This window comes from Pseudomonas idahonensis (assembly GCF_037903935.1).
Taxonomy (GTDB): Bacteria; Pseudomonadota; Gammaproteobacteria; order Pseudomonadales; family Pseudomonadaceae; genus Aquipseudomonas; species Aquipseudomonas danubii.
The window spans coordinates 1,857,158-1,876,105 of the sequence record NZ_CP149586.1; the positions used below are offsets into that span (position 1 = coordinate 1,857,158).

18 protein-coding genes are annotated in these 18,948 nt (G+C 59.8%); all 18 read left to right on the top strand.

Features of this window, described 5'->3' with window-relative positions; all coding sequences use genetic code 11:
* Positions 1 to 47: 47 nt before the first annotated feature.
* The 18 genes from pseC to fliG all read left to right on the top strand — a co-directional run bounded on the left by pseC (position 48) and on the right by fliG (position 18,948).
* Positions 48 to 1,217: a UDP-4-amino-4,6-dideoxy-N-acetyl-beta-L-altrosamine transaminase gene (pseC, locus tag WIN67_RS08405; RefSeq protein WP_339070929.1), complete on the top strand. Its 1,170-nt coding sequence runs from the start codon at positions 48 to 50 to the stop codon at positions 1,215 to 1,217.
* Positions 1,218 to 1,327: 110 nt separating this feature from the next.
* On the top strand, positions 1,328 to 2,035 hold the full coding sequence (gene pseF / locus WIN67_RS08410; RefSeq protein ID WP_221808991.1) for a pseudaminic acid cytidylyltransferase: 708 nt from the start codon (positions 1,328 to 1,330) through the stop codon (positions 2,033 to 2,035).
* Entirely contained in the window at positions 2,032 to 3,537 is a 1,506-nt protein-coding gene (gene pseG / locus WIN67_RS08415) for a UDP-2,4-diacetamido-2,4,6-trideoxy-beta-L-altropyranose hydrolase (protein WP_339070931.1), read from the top strand. The genes pseF and pseG overlap by 4 nt, the downstream gene beginning before the upstream one ends.
* Positions 3,530 to 4,582 carry a pseudaminic acid synthase gene (pseI, locus tag WIN67_RS08420; RefSeq protein ID WP_339070932.1) on the top strand — a complete coding sequence of 351 codons (1,053 nt, stop codon included), beginning with the start codon at positions 3,530 to 3,532 and terminating at the stop codon, positions 4,580 to 4,582. Before pseG ends, pseI begins: the two co-directional genes overlap by 8 nt.
* A gap of 231 nt (positions 4,583 to 4,813) precedes the next feature.
* A complete protein-coding gene (locus tag WIN67_RS08425; RefSeq protein WP_102864035.1) occupies positions 4,814 to 5,740 on the top strand; it encodes a ketoacyl-ACP synthase III in 927 nt (308 codons plus the stop codon).
* Positions 5,741 to 5,822: 82 nt separating this feature from the next.
* The gene (locus tag WIN67_RS08430; protein WP_339070933.1) at positions 5,823 to 7,112 is read left to right on the top strand and encodes a motility associated factor glycosyltransferase family protein; all 1,290 of its coding nucleotides are present in this window, start codon (positions 5,823 to 5,825) and stop codon (positions 7,110 to 7,112) included.
* Positions 7,109 to 7,378, top strand: a complete 270-nt coding sequence (locus tag WIN67_RS08435) for a hypothetical protein (RefSeq protein ID WP_102878854.1) — start codon at positions 7,109 to 7,111, stop codon at positions 7,376 to 7,378. The genes WIN67_RS08430 and WIN67_RS08435 overlap by 4 nt, the downstream gene beginning before the upstream one ends.
* Before the next feature lie 243 nt (positions 7,379 to 7,621).
* The gene (locus WIN67_RS08440; protein ID WP_273924447.1) at positions 7,622 to 8,473 is read left to right on the top strand and encodes a flagellin domain-containing protein; all 852 of its coding nucleotides are present in this window, start codon (positions 7,622 to 7,624) and stop codon (positions 8,471 to 8,473) included.
* Between the two features lie 73 nt (positions 8,474 to 8,546).
* A complete protein-coding gene (locus tag WIN67_RS08445; RefSeq protein WP_273924446.1) occupies positions 8,547 to 8,918 on the top strand; it encodes a flagellar protein FlaG in 372 nt (123 codons plus the stop codon).
* 82 nt (positions 8,919 to 9,000) lie between these two features.
* Positions 9,001 to 10,461 (top strand): flagellar filament capping protein FliD, encoded by a 1,461-nt coding sequence (gene fliD / locus WIN67_RS08450; protein WP_273924445.1) that lies wholly within the window; start codon positions 9,001 to 9,003, stop codon positions 10,459 to 10,461.
* Positions 10,462 to 10,590: 129 nt separating this feature from the next.
* Positions 10,591 to 10,986, top strand: coding sequence for a flagellar export chaperone FliS (gene fliS, locus WIN67_RS08455; protein ID WP_102878857.1), 396 nt, complete (start codon positions 10,591 to 10,593; stop codon positions 10,984 to 10,986).
* 11 nt (positions 10,987 to 10,997) lie between these two features.
* Positions 10,998 to 11,294: a flagellar protein FliT gene (locus tag WIN67_RS08460; protein ID WP_102864028.1), complete on the top strand. Its 297-nt coding sequence runs from the start codon at positions 10,998 to 11,000 to the stop codon at positions 11,292 to 11,294.
* A 170-nt stretch (positions 11,295 to 11,464) separates the two neighbouring features.
* On the top strand, positions 11,465 to 12,943 hold the full coding sequence (locus WIN67_RS08465) for a sigma-54 dependent transcriptional regulator (RefSeq protein WP_339070937.1): 1,479 nt from the start codon (positions 11,465 to 11,467) through the stop codon (positions 12,941 to 12,943).
* A 128-nt stretch (positions 12,944 to 13,071) separates the two neighbouring features.
* Positions 13,072 to 14,265: a sensor histidine kinase gene (locus WIN67_RS08470; RefSeq protein ID WP_170001274.1), complete on the top strand. Its 1,194-nt coding sequence runs from the start codon at positions 13,072 to 13,074 to the stop codon at positions 14,263 to 14,265.
* A 5-nt stretch (positions 14,266 to 14,270) separates the two neighbouring features.
* On the top strand, positions 14,271 to 15,677 hold the full coding sequence (locus tag WIN67_RS08475) for a sigma-54-dependent transcriptional regulator (protein WP_102878859.1): 1,407 nt from the start codon (positions 14,271 to 14,273) through the stop codon (positions 15,675 to 15,677).
* Positions 15,678 to 15,806: 129 nt separating this feature from the next.
* Positions 15,807 to 16,133, top strand: coding sequence for a flagellar hook-basal body complex protein FliE (gene fliE / locus WIN67_RS08480; RefSeq protein WP_102864025.1), 327 nt, complete (start codon positions 15,807 to 15,809; stop codon positions 16,131 to 16,133).
* 15 nt (positions 16,134 to 16,148) lie between these two features.
* Positions 16,149 to 17,936, top strand: a complete 1,788-nt coding sequence (fliF, locus tag WIN67_RS08485) for a flagellar basal-body MS-ring/collar protein FliF (protein WP_102864024.1) — start codon at positions 16,149 to 16,151, stop codon at positions 17,934 to 17,936.
* Positions 17,929 to 18,948 carry a flagellar motor switch protein FliG gene (gene fliG / locus WIN67_RS08490; RefSeq protein ID WP_011059975.1) on the top strand — a complete coding sequence of 340 codons (1,020 nt, stop codon included), beginning with the start codon at positions 17,929 to 17,931 and terminating at the stop codon, positions 18,946 to 18,948. Before fliF ends, fliG begins: the two co-directional genes overlap by 8 nt.

Sequence of the window (18,948 nt, forward strand, 5' to 3'; positions counted from 1 at the left end):
CGCTCTGCGCATCATGGCTTGACACCTGCTTGCGGTGGGAGACGGCCATGACTCCCTACAGGATTCCTTATGGCTGCCAGAGCATCAATCAGGCGGACATCGATGCGGTGCTGCAGGTGCTCAAGTCTCCCTGGCTGACCCAAGGGCCGACTATCGAGCGTTTTGAGCAGGCCCTGGCCGACTATTGTCAGGCCGGGCATGCGGTTGCCGTGTGCAATGCCACGGCGGCGCTGCATATTGCCTGTCTGACGGCGGGGTTGGGGCCGGGCGACTTTCTGTGGACCAGCCCCAATACCTTCGTCGCATCGGCCAACTGTGGGCGTTACTGCGGTGCCGAGGTCGATTTTGTCGATATCGATCCCCATACCTGGAACATGGATGCTGCTCTGCTGGCGCAGAAGCTCGAGTTAGCCGAACGCAACGGCACCCTGCCGAAGGTGGTGGTGGTTGTCGCATTCGCCGGACAGAGTGCCGATATGCAGGCCATTGCCGAGCTTGCCGAGCGCTACGGATTTGTCTTGATCGAAGACGCGGCACATGCCGTGGGGGCCTCCTACCTGGGGCTTCCAGTGGGTTGCGGAACCTATGCGGCAATGACCATCTTCAGCTTTCACCCGGTGAAAATCATCACCAGTGCCGAAGGCGGAATGGTGCTGACCAACCGGCCTGAGTTTGCCGAACGCCTGCGCCGTTTGCGCAGTCATGGCATTACCAGCGACCCGGCACTGATGCAGATCCCGGATACCGGCCTGTGGTACTACCAGCAACTGGAGCTTGGTTTCAACTATCGGATGACCGATTTGCATGCAGCACTGGGACTATCTCAAATGTCCCGGCTCGACGAGTTCGTGGCTCGGCGCCGGGAGCTGGCGGCGCGCTACCAGATGTTGCTGGCCGACTTGCCGCTGACCTTGCCGGTGGCGCAGAGCGGGTCCGACTCGGCTTGGCATCTGTATGTGGTGCGTCTGGATCTGAGCCGTATCCGGCTGACCCAGAAGCAAGTCTTTGACGAATTGCGTGCGGCGGGGCTGGGGGTGAACCTGCATTACATTCCCGTGCATCTGCAGCCGTATTACCAAGAACAGGGCTTTGCCGAGGGTGATTACCCCGAGGCCGAACGTTACTTCCAGGAAGCCCTCAGTCTGCCCCTTTATCCAGAGTTGACCGATGAGTTGCAAGACGAAGTGGTGACGCACCTGCAGCGGATTCTGGACTGAGAGGTATTGATGATGGTTTTTTCCTGGCCTGGGATGCGCTGCGTCCGCGCGGATGCGACGGCTCCAGGCTGCCTGCCTGAGTCAGGGGTGTGCAAGTTGGAGTCAGGCCTGTGAGTTGTGTGGCGTTGATTCCTGCCCGAGGCGGCAGCAAGCGTATCGCGCGCAAGAACCTCAGGGCCTTTGATGGGGTGCCGATGCTCGCTCGCTCCATCGACAAGGCCTTGAGTTGCGGATTGTTCCAGCGAGTGGTGGTCAGCACCGACGATCCAGAGATCGCCGAACTGGCGCTCGCCTGTGGCGCCGAGGTGCCGTTTATTCGGCCACAGTCCCTGGCAGATGACTTCACCGGCACGGCAGCGGTGATTGTCCATGCCCTGCAGGTGTTGCAGGAGCAGGGGCAAGTGTTTGAGTACGCGTGTTGCATCTACGCCACCGCGCCCTTGCTGCAGGTGCGTTATCTGCGCCAGGGTCTGGAGACGCTGGTGCAGCACCCGGACAAGGCGTTCGCCTTCTCGGTGTGCAGCTTCGGCTTTCCCGTGCAGCGGGCGCTGACTCTCGATGAGCAAGGGGCGCTCAATGCCCTGTACCCGGAATTTCGCCAGAGCCGTTCCCAGGATCTGCCACCGGCCTATCAGGATGCCGGGCAGTTCTACTGGGGCAGGAGCCAGGCCTGGCTGGAGGGGGAGGTGCTGTTCTCGCCCCGCAGCCTGCCGGTGATCCTGCCCCGTCATCTGGTGCAGGACATCGATACCGAAGAGGACTGGCAGCGAGCTGAATACCTGTATGCCGCGCTGAAGGCCGCAGGAGAGCTGGAGTGAGGGTGCTGATCCGCGCCGACGCGTCGCCGGCCATCGGCAGTGGCCACGTGGCCCGCTGCCTGACCCTGGCCCAGGAACTGCGCCGTCAGGGTGCTGATGTGGCGTTCGCCTGTCGGCGTCTGCCCGGCCATCGCCTGGAGGCGCTGCGGGCCGAGGGCTTCCAGGCCTTTGAATTGCCGGAGTGCTACGTCGGCGAGCATCCAGAGCTGGGGATCGAGGCGCCCTTGCCCTGGCAGGCGGACATTGCCGCGCTGCAGCTGGCATTGGCCTCTCAGCCGGCCTTCGACTGGGTGCTGGTGGATCATTACGGCCTTGATCATCAATGGCAGAGCGCCGCTCGCCAATGGGCGCCGAGGATTGCCGCGATCGATGATCTGGCCAACCGCAAGCATGCCGTGGACCTGTTGCTGGACCAGAATTTCAGCGGCAGTGCCCAGGCTTATTCCGGATTGCACGATGTGTCGTGCCGGACCCTGTTCGGTCCGCACTACGCCTTGCTGCGCGAAGAGTTCCGCCGTCCACCGATATCGATCCGGCCACAGGCGCGGCGCTTGCTGGTGAACTTCGGCGGCTTCGATGCCGCCGGTCAGACCCACAAGGCCATGTTGGCACTGCTGGATTTTCACGATCTGCAGGTGGACTTCGTCGCCGGCAGCGGCAATCCGGACTGGCAGGCCATGCAGGCCCTGGCTGCCGAACGGCCGCACTGGCGACTGCACAGCTATGTGAAGGATTTTGCCGGGCTGTTGGCCGAGGCCGACCTGTGCCTGGGCGCGGGAGGCGGTACCAGCTGGGAGCGGGCGGTATTGGGCGTGCCTACGCTGTGCATCACCGTGGCCGCTAACCAGGAGGCCAATGCCCGGTTGCTGGCCGAGGCGGGTGCCCACTTGTACCTGGGGGCCTGTGAGCAGGTCAGCGTGGAGCAGGTGCGCCAGGCCCTGAGCCTGTTGCTGGGCAATCCGGAGCTGCGGCATAGCCTGTCTCGCCGGGCCCGCGAGCTGGTGGATGGTCGGGGCGTGCAGCGAGTGGCGGCGGCGTTGTTCACTGCGGTACTGCGCTTGCGTCCGGCGACTATGGAGGATGCCCGGCTACTGTTCGAGGGGCGCAATGCTGAGCCTGTCAGGCGTTGGTCCCAGCAGTCTGAGACGCTTGAGTGGCCGGACCATGTGCGCTGGCTGGAGGCCGCTGTGAATGATCCGCAGCGGCTGTTGCTGATAGCGGAAATAGCCTCGGGGGCGGTAGGGGTGCTGCGCTATGACCGCCAAGGCATTCAGGCGGATGTGTCGATCTACCTGTTTGCCGAGCACCTGGGCTTGGGCTGGGGGCGGACGCTGCTGGAGCAGGGCGAGGCTTGGCTGATGCGCCATTGGCCCGATGTGCAGCGTCTGGGGGCTAGGGTGCTGGCAGAGAATCAGGTTTCGCTGACATTGTTTCGCCGGGCCGGCTATTGCCAGGCGCCCTGCGAATTCACCCGTGTGTTGAAGGAACATCTGGATGACTAGTTTCAAGATCGGCTCGCGCTGCGTGGGCGCGGGTGCGGCGCCGTTGATCATCGCCGAGATGAGCGGCAACCATAATCAGTCGCTGGATGTGGCCCTGCAGATTGTCGAGGCCGCAGCCAGGGCCGGTGCCCATGCCCTGAAGTTGCAGACCTACACCGCCGACACCATGACCCTGGACCTGGATCAGGGGGAGTTTTTCATCAAGGACCCGGACAGCCTTTGGGCCGGTTCATCGCTTTACGACCTGTACCAGCGTGCCCATACGCCATGGGAGTGGCACGAGCCGATCTTCGCTCGGGCACGTGAGTTGGGCATGCTGGCGTTTTCCACGCCGTTCGACGAGAGCGCGGTGGACTTTCTCGAGAGCCTCGACGTTCCGGCCTACAAGATCGCCAGTTTTGAAAACACCGATCTGCCGCTGATTCGCCGGGTCGCCGCCACCGGCAAGCCGCTGATCATTTCCACCGGCATGGCCAGCATCGCCGAGCTGGACGAAAGCGTGCAGGCCGCCAGGCAGGCCGGCTGCCGGGATCTGGTATTGCTCAAGTGCACCAGCACCTATCCGGCTTCACCGGCCAACAGCAACCTGCTGACTATTCCTCATCTGCGGGAACTGTTCGGCTGTGAGGTGGGCTTGTCCGATCACAGCATGGGGGTTGGGGTCTCGGTGGCTGCTGTGGCCCTGGGCGCCACGGTGATCGAAAAGCACTTCACCCTGGACCGTTCGGTCGGTGGGGTCGACGCCAGTTTTTCCCTGGAGCCAGGGGAGTTGGCCAGCCTGGTGGTGGAAACCGAGCGGGCCTGGCAGGCCATGGGGCAAGTGCGCTATGGCGCTACTCAGGCCGAGAGCAAGTCGCTGATGTACCGTCGGTCGTTGTATGTCACCCGGGACATGCAGGCCGGGGAGCTGTTCAGTGCCGACAACGTGCGGGCAATCCGTCCCGGGCTGGGGCTGGCTCCCAAGCACTACGATGCGCTGCTCGGCCGTCGTGCGCGTCAGGCCCTCAAGCGCGGCACGGCACTGGACTGGGCGCTCATCGAATAGGCCTTTGTGTGGCTGATTCGGCAAAATAGCGTGACCTGTGAGTCATAACGTGCATCTTCACTGTATTGTATTGCCCGGGAAGATGGCGCCAGCCCTGCGTGACAGGACCCGTGATAGCCCTTGGTTCTTCCCGATGCCGTTGTGTTCGGCGCAAGTATCTGTGTTTCTTTCGGCAGCCCCTGCTCAGTGACTGAGCGGGGGTATTGAGCTGTTTATTATTGGGAAGCCGTAATGATTGGCATAAAAAGCATTGCGAGCTACGTGCCTGTAGCCGGCGTGGACAATTACGCACAAGGTGCAAAATTCGCCAAGGATGAAGATTTCATCCTGGGCAAGATCGGTTCTGCTTTTTTGCCGCGCAAAGACGACGGGCAAGAGACTTCCGATCTGTGTGTCGAAGCGGTCAATGCCCTGTTCGCCAGCAACCCGGAACTCAAGCGTGAAGCTATCGACGTATTGATCGTGGTCACCCAGAACGGTGACGAGGAGGGGCTGCCTCACACTGCCGCGATCGTTCAGGACAAGCTGGGTCTGCCGACCACAGTGGCGGCCTTCGATATTTCGCTGGGCTGTTCCGGGTATGTCTACGGTATCTATGCCATCAAGGGCTTCATGGAAGCTGCGGGCCTGAAGAACGGCCTGTTGGTCACCGCCGATCCTTATTCGAAGATCGTCGATCCTGAAGACCGCAACACCACCATGCTGTTCGGCGATGCCGCCACCGCCACCTGGCTGGGCGAGGGCGCTACCTGGCAGTTGGGCAAGGCCAAGTTCGGCACCGATGGCTCCGGTGCTCCGCACCTGAAAGTCAGCGACGGCGTGTTCTTCATGAATGGCCGCCAGGTGTTCAACTTCGCGCTGCTCAAGGTACCTGCCCACTTGCACGAGTTGCTGGCCGAGTCGGGCTTGCAGCCTGACGATATCGATGCCTTCTGCATTCACCAGGGCAGTGCCGCGATTGTCGACGCCGTGGCCCGGCGTTTCGAGGGCGATCCGGACAAGTTCATCAAGGACATGGTGGAAACCGGTAACACGGTTTCCTCGAGCATTCCGCTGCTGCTGGAAAAGCACATGTTCGACTCCAGCTGGAAGCGCGTGGCCTTGAGTGGTTTCGGCGTTGGCTTGTCCTGGGGGTCGGCGATTATCTATCGCTCCTGACGCTCAGCTTCCGGCGGCACACTTAGCGCTCAAGGTGTAATCTTGAGCGCTATTTTTTTGCGCGAGTGATAAGCGAGGCAGCATGAGCGACAGCTTGGAACACAATGCCCGGATCTTGGGCGAGCGCTGGCCGGTGCTGCTGGAGCGGCTGCTGGCTGAAGACAGTGGTGCGCTGCAGGCCGATCTGGTTGAGGGGCTGGGCTCGACCCTGAGCATTGCAGGTATTCAGCTCACCAGTCGTCATGATCGTACCCGTGAGGCGCATACCCAGGCCGCCAGCCTGCCTGAGGCGCCGGTCCTGCATCTGTACGGCTGTGGCTTGGGGGATCTGCAACTGGCGTTGCTCCAGCGGCCGGAACTGAAGCGCTTGTACGTGCACATCCTCAATGGCGCGGTGTTCAGGCTGGTGCTGCAACTGCTTGATCAGCAGGACTGGCTGGCCGATCCGCGGGTCGAGTTGCTGTATGCCGGCGATCTGCCGGAGATTCAACTGCCGTTCTTTGCCCTGCCGGCCGAGTTGGTGCTGGCCGATGACTACAACGCGAAGATTCGTGATCGGCTGATCAGCGAGACCCATCTGTCCTTCAACAATCGTTTGTTTTCGGCCGATACGCCGGATATCGCCGCGCGCCTGGCTGCCATCGAGCCCTGGGTTGGGGCGGATCGAGATGTTGCCGAACTGTTTGATCTTCACCCTGGGCGCGAGGTGTTCGTGATCGCTACGGGGCCAAGTCTGGAACAGCATTACTCGGCATTGCGGGTCGTGGCCGAACAACCTGAGCGGCCGTTGTTGATCTGTGTGGATACAGCCTATCTGCCCCTGCTCAAGCAAGGCATCCGGGTGGACCTGGTGGTCAGTATCGATCAGCGAATCTCCACGCGGCACCTGCCGGGCCAGGGCAGTGAAGGCGTCGTCCTGGTCTATATGCCCCTGGCGGACCCGCTGGTTCTTGAAGGTTGGCAAGGGCCGCGGTATGTGGGCTATTCCTCCAGTCCAGTATTCCAGGCGTTGCGCCAGCGGTTGCCGCGGGCGCAGTTGCATGCCGGAGGCAGCGTGATTCATCCGGCCGTGGACCTCGCGGTGAAGATGGGAGGGAGGCGGATCACTCTGTTTGGTGCTGATTTCGCTTTTCCTCAGAATCGTACTCACGCCGGTTGGCAGGACGGTGATCTCGGGCCTCAGGCCGGCGTGGCCCGGCATTGGGTGATGGACGGTTACGGGCAGCGGGTCAAGACTCAGCTCAACTTTCGCAGCTATCTGTGCGAGCTGGAGCGTTACATCGCGAGTCGGCCTGAAGTGGCGTTCTTCAATACCAGTCGCAGTGGCGCGATGATCCTGGGCACCACCTTCCATGGGGACTTTGTTCAATGACGCGACTTGAGCCTGTGTTTGATCGTGCGCGGGAAGTTGCCGATCTGTTCCGGCTGGGCCGGGATGTAGAAGCTGTAGGGGGCATGGTGGAGTTGTTCGAGCCCATACAGTTGTGGGTGGACAGTGCGCCGGTTTCGGTTCAGCAGGACTGGGCTCGGCTGCTGGGCCTGATGCTGGCCTGCCAGGAAATGCAGAACTGGTTGGGTCTGGCTGATTATCTTGAATATGAAATGTTGGATTGGCTGCAGGTTGGGCTCGACGGTTGACGAGGTATCCCATCTGAGGGCTCAAAGTTGGTTTTTGCGTGGGTTTTCTGGCGTCATTTTTTCGCTTGTTGATGGGCTTAACCCCTTGTTTTCCAAGGGGTGGCAGGGTGATGGCAAATATTTTTGAAAAAGCCCTAAAGCAACTTGCATTGGCGACGATAACTATTACGAAGGTTCTCTAGGCCATTACCCGGCGGTTGCCAGGGCCGGAAGCCGCAGTACCCAACCAACGAGGAATTCGTCATGGCTTTAACAGTAAACACTAACGTCACGTCGCTGAACGTTCAGAAAAACCTGAACCGTGCTTCCGACGCTCTGTCGACTTCGATGACTCGCCTGTCTTCCGGCCTGAAAATCAACAGTGCAAAAGACGACGCCGCCGGCCTGCAGATCGCTACCCGTATGACTTCGCAGATCCGTGGTCAGACCATGGCGATCAAGAACGCCAACGACGGTATCTCCATCGCCCAGACCGCTGAAGGCGCGATGCAAGAATCCACCAACATCCTGCAGCGTATGCGTGAACTGGCTGTTCAGTCGCGAAACGACTCCAACGGTACTGCTGACCGCACCGCTCTGGACAAAGAATTCTCCCAGATGTCGGCTGAGCTGACTCGTATCGCCAAGTCGACCAACCTGAACGGCAAGAACCTGATCGACGGTACTGCTGGCACCATGACTTTCCAGGTTGGTTCCAACACTGGTGCTACCAACCAGATCACCATCACTCTGGCCAGCGGCTTCGACGCTGCGACCCTGAGCGTGGATTCGGCCGCCATCTCCATCAGCGCCAACTCCAGCGGCCAGGCTGAAACCAACACCAGCGCCGCGATCAACGCGATCGACAAAGCGCTGCAGACCATCAACTCCGCCCGTGCCGACCTCGGTGCTGCACAGAACCGTCTGACCAGCACCATCTCCAACCTGCAGAACATCAACGAAAACGCCAGTGCTGCACTGGGTCGCGTACAAGATACCGACTTCGCTGCTGAAACTGCCCAGCTGACCAAGCAGCAAACTCTGCAACAAGCTTCGACCGCAGTTCTGGCCCAGGCCAACCAACTGCCATCCGCTGTACTGAAACTGCTTCAGTAATAGCTGGCTAAGCTTTGGCGGGGGAGTGCGCTGGTCGTGCTCTCTCGCTTTTTTACTTTAAGAGGTGATGGACATGGATATGAGCGTGAAGCTGAACTTGTCTTATCCAGCGGCCAAGCCGGTGACGCACGTTGCTGACAAGGCCGTGGAAAAGCCTCGAGAGGTGGTCCCGGCCGTGGTCGAAACCGCCAGGCAGGACAGTAAGAAAGACGCTCAGACCGAGCAGGAAAAGTTGAAGATGGCCGTCCAGGAAATTGAAAAATTCGTCCAGTCGGTCAAGCGTAATCTGGAGTTCTCGATCGATGAGCCCTCCGGCCAAGTTGTGGTCAAAGTGATCGCCAGTGATTCGGGAGAGGTGGTTCGGCAGATCCCCAACGAAGAAGTGCTGAGATTGGCCAATAGCTTGAATGACGCCAGTAGCCTGCTGTTCAGCGCGAAAGTCTGATAGCTGGCATGAAATTTGTTGCTGTGTTCTTTTGGGCGCTTTAGTGGTCAAAAGACTGGCGGCACTATGAAGGGAGACACACATGGCAAGTCCAATTCTACCGGGTACTGGTTTGGGTTCTGGTCTCGATACGGGTGCTATCGTCAAGGCGCTCGTGGCGGCTGACAAAGCGGCCAAGCAGGGTCAGATCGATCGTGCGACCAGCACTAATAGCGCCAGTATTTCTGGTATCGGGACCTTGCAGTCGTTGCTGTCGTCCTTTCAGAGCACTCTGGGGGTTGCTGGGCTCGGAAGCTCGGTCAATCCTGCCTTTACCGGCTTTGCGGCAACTTCCAGCGACAGCAAGTTCGTCGATGCCACTGCGGGTAACGATGCAGTAGCAGGTAAGTACAAGGTTGAGGTGAAGAATCTTGCAACCTCGTCGAAAGTGGCAAGTGCGGCTTTCTCCGGGGGCGCTTCCAGTGCTATTCCGAGTGGTACCCTGACCATCACTCAAAATGGCATTAATTATCCGTTGACTATTGGTGCGAACGCGACCTTGCAGTCCGTGCGTGATGCGATCAACGCTGACTCCAAGATGTCGACTTCCGGGTTGAGTGCCAACATCGTGACCGACTCCTTTGGTTCGCGGCTGGTGGTGGGCTCCGAGAAGAGCGGGGCGGGCTCTGATATTTCCGTCAGCGGCATTGCCGGCCTGGAAATCGACGGCAGTCAGGTGATGCCTAATGGCTCTGATACCAATCCCGTCAGCGCAACCTCTTCAGGCTCCATTGGCGGTTTGGCCAAGGACGCTTCGTTCAGCGTCGATGGCATGCAGCTGACCAGTAAAAGCAACACGGTCACGCAGGCCATTTCCGGCCTCAAGCTCAATCTGGTGGCAGCGACTACCGCGCCTATCACTGTGACTGTTGCTACCAATACCGAGGGTCTCAAGACCTCCATTCAGAAGTTTGTCGACGCCTACAACGCGGTGGCCAATGGCATCAGCACGCTGACCAAGCCCTCTCTGGACGACGATGGCAAGCCGACAGTGCCCGCTCAGTTGACGGGTGACCCATTGCCACGTTCGATTCTGGCAGCCATTCGTGAGCCTTTGTCGCAAGTCGGGGCGGGCGACAAGCTCACCGTTCTGGCGCAGTTGGGGATTACCACCAACCAGAAGACTGGCGCCCTGGACTTCGATGATAAGAAGTTCACTGCCGCCATGACCGATAAAAAGCTCGGTGGCGAGGTGCAGAAGCTGTTTTCCGGTGATGGCACCAATCCGGGCCTGCTTGATCGCATGACTTCCGCTATCAAGCCGTTCACTCAGGGCGTAGGCAGTATGACCGAGGGGATTCTCACCACTCGGACCAAGACCCTGGATATCACCAAGAAAAAGCTCAGCGATCAGCAGGATGCTCTTGACCGTCGAGTGGCGACGCTGACCGCGGTACTGACCAAGAAGTACAACGACATGGATACTTTGGTGGGCAAGTTGAAGGCCACCGCCAGTAACATCACGTCGATGTTCGAAGCGTTGAACGCACAGAAAAAGGGCTAATATCTAGCCTGCGCCAAAAGCCCGGCAGCGTTTTTTCAGCGCTCCGGGCTTTTGCATTTGATCTAAAGTTTTTTGACGTTGCGTCGATACATTGCTTATACGAACCCTTGATTTTTGAAGAGGTATCACATGAATCCGATGTTAGCCCTTCGGCAGTACCAGAAGGTGGGTGCACAGGCACAGACCTCAGAAGCCAGTCCGCATCGTCTGGTACAGATGCTGATGGAAGGCGGTCTGGATCGTATTGCGCAGGCCAAGGGCGCGATGGAGCGCAAGGATGTCGCCAACAAGGGCGTGTTCATCGGCAAGGCCATTGGCATTATCGGTGGCTTGCGTGAGGGGCTGGACCTGGAAAACTCCATGGATACTCTGGGGGATCTGGACAGTCTTTATACCTACATGATGAAGCGTCTGGCTGAAGCCAATATCAAGACCGATCCGAAGATTCTCGATGAGGTCGCTGATCTGCTGCGTACGGTCAAGGAAGGCTGGGATGCCATCGCTGCACCGGGTCCGCAGTTCTAAGGAGGAACACCATGAGTGCTGTCCTGCAACGCATCGAAGAAACCCGCGAAGCCCTGGTTGGTGCCTTGGCTGAGCGCAACTGGCAAGCCATTGGCGAGTTGGATCTTGCCTGCCGTTCGTGCATGGAAGATGTGCTTGGTGAGGCTCAGGTTGACGAGGTCGCCTTGCGGGACAATCTGGAGGAGTTGCTGGGTGTTTACCGGCAGCTGCTTGAGGTGGCAACCGGTGAGCGTCAGGCAATAGTCGACGAGATGTCGCAGATCACCCAAGCACAGAACGCAGCAAAGGTTTACCATTTGTTCGGTTAATGTTGAGTTAATCCGAACGTTGCGCGCCATAAATTTGACTGTGCCCGCATTTTTGACTTAACTAGTGGCTGTTTTCAGATTTCAGGCGTCTATAAGGTAGAAAATGCCTAAAGCGCGTCTAGCTTGCCCCTCATTCTGGGCATTGAGTTGACTAGGGAAGTTGCTATTGCATGTGGCGTGAAACCAAAATTCTGCTGATCGATGACGATAGCGTGCGCCGCCGCGACTTGGCGGTGATTTTAAATTTTCTCGGTGAAGAAAATTTACCCTGCGGTAGCCATGACTGGCAGCAGGCTGTCGGCTCTTTGTCGTCAAGTCGTGAAGTAATTTGCGTCCTCATCGGGACTGTAAATGCTCCTGGTGCGCTTTTGGGCCTGTTAAAGACACTCTCAACCTGGGATGAGTTCCTTCCGGTTTTGTTAATGGGCGAAAATTCTTCCATCGACTTGCCAGAAGACCAGCGTCGTCGAGTGCTTTCCACTCTGGAAATGCCTCCTAGCTACAGCAAGTTGCTTGACTCCCTGCACCGTGCCCAGGTCTATCGTGAAATGTACGATCAGGCCCGCGAGCGCGGTCGTCACCGCGAACCCAACCTGTTTCGCAGCCTGGTAGGCACCAGTCGTGCGATCCAGCACGTGCGGCAGATGATGCAGCAAGTGGCGGATACCGATGCCAGCGTGCTGATCCTTGGTGAGTCCGGGACCGGCAAGGAAGTGGTAGCTCGTAACCTGCACTACCACTCCAAGCGTCGTGACGCGCCATTCGTTCCGGTCAATTGCGGAGCCATTCCTGCAGAGTTGCTGGAAAGCGAGCTGTTCGGCCATGAGAAGGGCGCATTTACCGGGGCCATTACCAGTCGTGCCGGGCGCTTTGAGCTGGCCAACGGTGGCACCCTGTTCCTTGACGAAATCGGTGATATGCCGCTGCCAATGCAGGTCAAGCTGTTGCGGGTGCTGCAGGAGCGGACCTTCGAGCGCGTAGGTAGCAACAAGACCCAGGGTGTCGATGTGCGAATCATCGCAGCCACCCATAAAAACCTTGAAAGCATGATTGAAGTGGGCAGTTTCCGTGAGGATCTGTACTACCGCCTCAACGTGTTCCCCATCGAGATGGCGCCGTTGCGTGAGCGAGTGGAAGACATTCCGCTGCTGATGAACGAGTTGATCTCGCGCATGGAGCATGAGAAACGCGGTTCGATCCGCTTCAACTCCGCGGCCATCATGTCCCTGTGCCGGCATGGCTGGCCGGGTAACGTCCGCGAACTGGCCAACCTGGTGGAACGCATGGCGATCATGCATCCGTACGGCGTGATCGGTGTGGTCGAGCTGCCCAAGAAGTTTCGCTACGTCGATGATGAAGACGAGCAGTTGGTGGTGGACAGCCTGCGCAGCGACCTGGAAGAGCGCGTGGCGATCAATGGCCATGCGCCGGACTTTGCTGCCACCGCCATGCTGCCGCCGGAAGGCCTGGATCTGAAGGATTACCTCGGTAGCCTGGAGCAGGGTCTGATCCAGCAAGCGCTGGACGATGCCAATGGCATTGTGGCTCGGGCCGCAGAACGCCTGCGCATTCGTCGCACCACCCTGGTGGAGAAGATGCGCAAGTACGGCATGAGTCGTCGTGAAGGTGATGAACAGGCGGATGATTGACGCCTGTTTTTCAAGTTGTTGAAAAAAGGGCGGTTTTTTTTAGGCACGGGTATTGCTAAGTCTCTTGCAACGTTCCGTTTAACTGACGGTCAGCCACGCGAGAAAGCACGATGCCCCAAGCCGCCCAGATGTCTCCTGCCCCTGATACTTCGGGGCAATCGTCGTCCGTAGAGCAGGCAAGCCGGCTGGGTCTTGAGCAGGCCTTCGCCTTGTTCAACCAGATGTCGAGCCAACTTACTGACTCCTACAGCATGCTTGAGGCTCGGGTGACTGAGCTCAAGGGCGAGTTGGCTGTGGTCAGTGCCCAGCGGATGCAGGAGCTGGCGGAAAAAGAACGTCTGGCCAACCGTCTGCAAAACCTTCTCGACCTGTTGCCCGGTGGCGTCATCGTCATCGATGGCCAGGGTATCGTCAGCGAGGCCAACCCGGCGGCGTGTGATCTGTTGGGGCTGCCGCTGGAAGGGCAGTTGTGGCGCAACATCATCGCCCGCAGCTTTGCGCCCCGCGAGGATGACGGTCATGAAATATCCCTGCGCGATGGCCGGCGCCTATCGATCGCTACCCGTTCACTGGATGCCGAACCCGGGCAACTGGTGCTGCTTAACGATTTGACTGAAACCCGTCATCTGCAGGATCAACTGGCCCGTCACGAGCGCCTGTCCTCCCTGGGCAAGATGGTCGCTTCTCTGGCGCATCAGATTCGCACGCCGCTCTCGGCGGCCCTGTTGTATGCCAGTCACCTCACCGAGCATGAACTGCCAGTGGCCACTCATCAGCGTTTCGCTGGGCGCCTCAAGGAGCGACTGCACGAGCTGGAGCACCAGGTGCGCGACATGCTGGTGTTCGCTCGTGGTGAGCTGCCCCTCACTGATCGCCTGACTCCCAAGTCGCTGCTGCAATCACTGCAGGCCGCGGCCCTGACCCATGTCCAGGATGTTGCCGTGCGCTGGCAGTGCGACAGTCATCAGGGAGAGTTGCTGTGCAATCGCGACACCCTGGTGGGGGCCTTGCTCAACCTGATCGAGAATGCCGTGCAAGCCAGTGCCGGCGCGGCGCGGCTCAAGGTGCACCTGTACAGTCGTGGTGACACCTTGCGGCTGTGCATCAGTGACAGCGGTAGTGGCATCGATGCGGCGGTGCTGGAGCGTCTGGGAGAGCCGTTTTTCACCACCAAGGCCAATGGGACCGGACTTGGCCTGACGGTGGTCAAGGCGGTGGCCCGTGCGCATCAGGGAGAATTGTCGCTGCGTTCCCGTCCTGGGCGCGGTACTTGTGCGCTGGTGACATTGCCTCTGTTCTCCAGTGCTCATGGAGTGGAGTGAAGGTAATGGCAATCAAGGTTCTACTGGTTGAAGACGATCGCGCGTTGCGCGAGGCCCTGGCGGACACTCTGCTGCTGGCCGGTCATGACTACAAGGCGGTCGGCAGTGCGGAAGAGGCGCTGGAAGCGGTCGCCGTGGAGTCCTTCAGCCTGGTGGTCAGCGATGTCAACATGCCTGGCATGGATGGTCATCAGTTGTTGGGTCTGTTGCGTGCCCGCCAACCGCAGTTGCCGGTATTGCTGATGACTGCCCATGGCGCCGTCGAACGAGCCGTGGAGGCCATGCGTCAAGGCGCTGCCGATTATCTGGTCAAGCCCTTTGAGCCTCGTGCCCTGCTGGAATTGGTGGCGCGCCATGCCCTGGGTTGCCTGGGGGCGGGCGAGGATGAGGGGCCTGTAGCCTTTGAGCCGGCCAGTGCGCAATTGCTGGAACTGGCCGCGCGCGTGGCCCGTAGTGATTCCACTGTGCTGATTTCCGGCGAGTCCGGCACGGGCAAGGAAGTGTTGGCGCGTTACATCCACCAGCATTCCCATCGAAGTAACCAGCCCTTTATCGCCATCAACTGTGCGGCGATTCCCGACAACATGCTTGAAGCCACCCTGTTCGGGCATGAGAAGGGTTCTTTCACGGGGGCTATCGCCGCGCAGCCCGGCAAGTTCGAGCAGGCCGACGGCGGCACTATTCTCCTGGACGAAATTTCCGAAATGCCCCTGGGGCTGCAGGCGAAGTTGCTGCGGGTGTTGCAGGAGCGTGAAGTGGAGCGGGTGGGGGCGCGTAAACCTATCGCTCTGGATATCCGGGTAGTGGCCACCACGAACCGCGACTTGGCAGGAGAGGTGGCGGCCGGACGCTTCCGCGAGGATCTGTATTACCGTCTTTCGGTGTTCCCTCTGGCCTGGAGACCATTGCGCGAGCGTACCGCCGATATCTTGCCGCTGGCCGAGCGTCTGCTGGCCAAACACGTCAATAAAATGAAACATGCCGCCGCCAGGCTCTCGGCTGAGGCGCAAGCGTGTCTGTTGGCCTATCCATGGCCGGGCAACGTCCGGGAGTTGGATAACGCTTTGCAGCGGGCATTGATCCTGCAGCAGGGCGGCCTGATCCAGCCGGAAGATTTCTGCCTGGCCGGGCCGGTGGCCTGTGCACCCCTGCCGGCTCTGGCTCCTGCCGGTCAGTCGGCGTTGCGCGGCGTGGTCGGCGAGGATGAGGGCGTGCCTCAGGAGTCGGGGGGGCTGGGGGATGATCTGCGGCGCCGGGAATTTCAGATGATCATCGATACCCTGCGTTCCGAGCGTGGGCGGCGCAAAGAGGCGGCGGAGCGTCTGGGGATCAGTCCGCGCACCCTGCGTTACAAATTGGCGCAGATGCGTGACGCCGGAATGGACGTCGAGGCCTATCTGTTTGCGACCTGATTACTGATATGCAAAGTCCTGGATGGGCTTTTGTCGAGTTGGGCCATGGAGCTGGCACCCTTGTTGCTAACACCTCACTAACCGCACGGTGAGCGTCAAAAAATTGCGGGTCGTCAGAGAGAGTAGACCATGAGCCAAGGTGTTGAATTTAATCGGTTGATGCTGGATATGCGGGCCATGCAAATGGACGCGATGTCGCAGCCTAAATCCGCCGCAGTGGCAGAGGTCAGCGGCAGCAGTTTCGCTGACATGCTTGGCCAGGCCGTGAACAAGGTCAACGACACCCAGAAGGCGTCCAATCAGTTGGCCAGTGCCTTCGAGATCGGCAAAAGCGGTGTGGACCTGACGGATGTGATGATTTCCTCGCAAAAGGCCAGCGTGTCTTTTCAAGCCTTGACCCAGGTTCGTAACAAGCTGGTTCAAGCGTATCAAGACATCATGCAGATGCCGGTTTAAGGACGAGATTGAGTCATGGCAGAAGCAGTCGCCGATAACGTACCGGCCAAGGCCACCCCGATAGACGGTAAACCGCCGCTGTTCGGTTTGTCCTTCCTGGAAAACCTGTCCCAGATGACCATGCTGCGTCAGGTTGGCCTGTTGGTAGGCCTGGCCGCCAGCGTGGCGATCGGCTTTGCCGTGGTGCTGTGGTCCCAGCAGCCCGATTACCGGCCGCTGTACGGCAGCCTGGCCGGGATGGACGCCAAGCAAGTCATGGACACCCTGGCCTCTGCCGACATTCCTTACACCGTCGAGCCCAACTCCGGTGCCTTGCTGGTCAAGGCTGATGACCTGTCTCGTGCTCGCCTGAAACTGGCTGCCGCCGGTGTGGCGCCGGGTGACGGCAACGTCGGCTTCGAGATCCTTGATAAAGAGCAAGGCCTGGGCACCAGCCAGTTCATGGAAGCGACCCGTTATCGTCGCGGCCTGGAAGGCGAGCTGGCCCGTACCATCTCCAGCCTGAACAATGTCAAGGGCGCCCGGGTGCACCTGGCGATTCCCAAAAGCTCGGTGTTCGTGCGCGACGAGCGCAAGCCCAGTGCTTCGGTACTGGTAGAACTGTACTCCGGCCGCTCCCTGGAGCCAGGCCAGGTCATGGCCATCGTTAACCTGGTGGCTACCAGCGTCCCCGAATTGAGCAAGTCCCAAGTCACAGTGGTCGACCAGAAGGGCAACCTGCTCTCCGATCAAGCGGAAAACTCCGCGCTGACCATGGCCGGCAAGCAGTTCGACTACAGTCGTCGCCTGGAGGGCATGCTGACCCAGCGGGTGCACAACATCCTGCAGCCAGTGCTGGGCAACGATCGTTACAAGGCTGAGGTCTCGGCGGATGTCGACTTCAGCGCCGTTGAATCCACTTCCGAACAGTTCAACCCAGACCAGCCGGCCTTGCGCAGTGAGCAGTCGGTCAACGAGCAGCGTTCCAGCAGCAATGGTCCGCAAGGCGTTCCGGGTGCTCTGAGCAACCAGCCGCCTTCGCCGGCTTCGGCGCCGCAAACCACCGGTGGCGCTACCGCCGCCGCGGGCATGGTGCAGCCAGGTCAGCCGCTGTTGGACGCCAACGGTCAGCAGATCATGGATCCGGCTACCGGCCAGCCGATGCTGGCACCGTACCCGTCGGACAAGCGTCAACAATCCACCAAGAACTTCGAACTCGATCGTTCCATCAGCCACACCAAGCAACAGCAGGGGCGTCTCAATCGCCTGTCGGTAGCGGTGGTGGTGGATGATCAGGTCAAGGTCAACCCGGCCAACGGCGAAACCAGTCGCGCTCCCTGGAGCGCCGATGAATTGGCGCGCTTCACTCGCCTGGTGCAGGACGCAGTGGGCTTCGATGCCAGCCGTGGCGACAGTGTCAGCGTAATCAATGTGCCGTTCTCCGCCGAGCGTGGGGAAGTGATCGCCGACATTCCGTTCTACTCGCAGCCGTGGTTCTGGGACATCGTCAAGCAAGTGCTGGGCGTGTTGTTCATCCTGGTGCTGGTGTTCGGCGTGCTGCGCCCGGTGCTCAACAACATCACTGGCGGCGGCAAGAACAAGGAACTGGCAGGGCTGGGCAGCGACGTCGAGCTGGGCGGCATGGGCGGCCTGGACGGCGAGCTGGCCAACGACCGCGTCAGCCTGGGCGGTCCGCAAAGCATTCTGCTGCCGAGCCCGAGCGAGGGTTATGACGCTCAGTTGAACGCAATCAAGAGTCTGGTGGCTGAAGACCCGGGTCGTGTGGCTCAGGTCGTGAAAGAGTGGATTAACGCAGATGAGTGATAACCGAGCCGCTACCGCCAAACTGACCCGGGTCGACAAAGCCGCGATTCTGCTGCTGTCCCTGGGTTCCACCGATGCTGCGCAAGTGCTGCGCCACATGGGGCCCAAAGAGGTTCAGCGTGTGGGTGTGGCCATGGCGCAAATGGGCAACGTGCACCGTGAGCAGGTCGAGCAGGTGATGAGCGAGTTCGTCGACATTGTCGGCGATCAAACCAGTCTCGGCGTCGGTTCCGATGACTACGTGCGCAAAATGCTTACTCAGGCCCTGGGCGAAGACAAGGCCAATGGCCTGATCGACCGTATCCTCCTGGGTGGCAACACCAGTGGCCTCGACAGCCTGAAGTGGATGGAACCACGGGCCGTGGCCGACGTGATCCGTTACGAGCACCCGCAGATCCAGGCCATCGTGGTGGCTTACCTCGATCCGGATCAGGCCGGTGAAGTGCTGGGCAACTTCGACCACAAGGCGCGCCTGGACATCATTCTGCGGGTTTCCTCGCTCAATACTGTGCAGCCAGCGGCCCTGAAAGAGCTGAACCAGATTCTCGAGAAGCAATTCTCCGGCAACTCCAACGCGTCCCGTACCACCTTGGGCGGTATCAAGCGCGCAGCCGACATCATGAACTTCCTCGACAGCTCGATTGAAGGCCAGCTCATGGACTCGATCCGCGAAGTCGACGAAGACCTGTCTGGTCAGATCGAAGACCTGATGTTCGTGTTCAACAACCTGGCCGATGTCGATGACCGCGGTATCCAGGCCCTGTTGCGCGAAGTGTCTTCCGATGTCCTGGTTCTGGCCCTCAAGGGGTCGGACGAAGGGGTCAAGGAAAAGATCTTCAAGAACATGTCCAAGCGTGCGGCGGAGCTGCTGCGCGATGACCTGGAAGCCAAGGGCCCGGTTCGCGTCAGCGACGTGGAAACTGCGCAGAAGGAAATCCTCACTATTGCCCGCCGTATGGCCGAAGCCGGAGAGATTGTTCTCGGTGGGAAGGGCGGCGAAGAAATGATCTAA

Bases quoted from the DNA above. Each gene is read 5' to 3' on its own strand.
- WIN67_RS08430 (WP_339070933.1), top strand. From the start codon at position 5,823: ATGAGCGACAGCTTGGAACACAATGCCCGGATCTTGGGCGAGCGCTGG.
- WIN67_RS08475 (WP_102878859.1), top strand. From the start codon at position 14,271: ATGGCAATCAAGGTTCTACTGGTTGAAGACGATCGCGCGTTGCGCGAG.
- WIN67_RS08440 (WP_273924447.1), top strand. From the start codon at position 7,622: ATGGCTTTAACAGTAAACACTAACGTCACGTCGCTGAACGTTCAGAAA.
- fliE (WP_102864025.1), top strand. From the start codon at position 15,807: ATGAGCCAAGGTGTTGAATTTAATCGGTTGATGCTGGATATGCGGGCC.
- WIN67_RS08435 (WP_102878854.1), top strand. From the start codon at position 7,109: ATGACGCGACTTGAGCCTGTGTTTGATCGTGCGCGGGAAGTTGCCGAT.
- fliF (WP_102864024.1), top strand. From the start codon at position 16,149: ATGGCAGAAGCAGTCGCCGATAACGTACCGGCCAAGGCCACCCCGATA.
- pseI (WP_339070932.1), top strand. From the start codon at position 3,530: ATGACTAGTTTCAAGATCGGCTCGCGCTGCGTGGGCGCGGGTGCGGCG.
- WIN67_RS08465 (WP_339070937.1), top strand. From the start codon at position 11,465: ATGTGGCGTGAAACCAAAATTCTGCTGATCGATGACGATAGCGTGCGC.
- fliG (WP_011059975.1), top strand. From the start codon at position 17,929: ATGAGTGATAACCGAGCCGCTACCGCCAAACTGACCCGGGTCGACAAA.
- WIN67_RS08425 (WP_102864035.1), top strand. From the start codon at position 4,814: ATGATTGGCATAAAAAGCATTGCGAGCTACGTGCCTGTAGCCGGCGTG.
- pseC (WP_339070929.1), top strand. From the start codon at position 48: ATGACTCCCTACAGGATTCCTTATGGCTGCCAGAGCATCAATCAGGCG.
- fliS (WP_102878857.1), top strand. From the start codon at position 10,591: ATGAATCCGATGTTAGCCCTTCGGCAGTACCAGAAGGTGGGTGCACAG.
- fliD (WP_273924445.1), top strand. From the start codon at position 9,001: ATGGCAAGTCCAATTCTACCGGGTACTGGTTTGGGTTCTGGTCTCGAT.
- WIN67_RS08470 (WP_170001274.1), top strand. From the start codon at position 13,072: ATGTCTCCTGCCCCTGATACTTCGGGGCAATCGTCGTCCGTAGAGCAG.
- WIN67_RS08445 (WP_273924446.1), top strand. From the start codon at position 8,547: ATGGATATGAGCGTGAAGCTGAACTTGTCTTATCCAGCGGCCAAGCCG.
- WIN67_RS08460 (WP_102864028.1), top strand. From the start codon at position 10,998: ATGAGTGCTGTCCTGCAACGCATCGAAGAAACCCGCGAAGCCCTGGTT.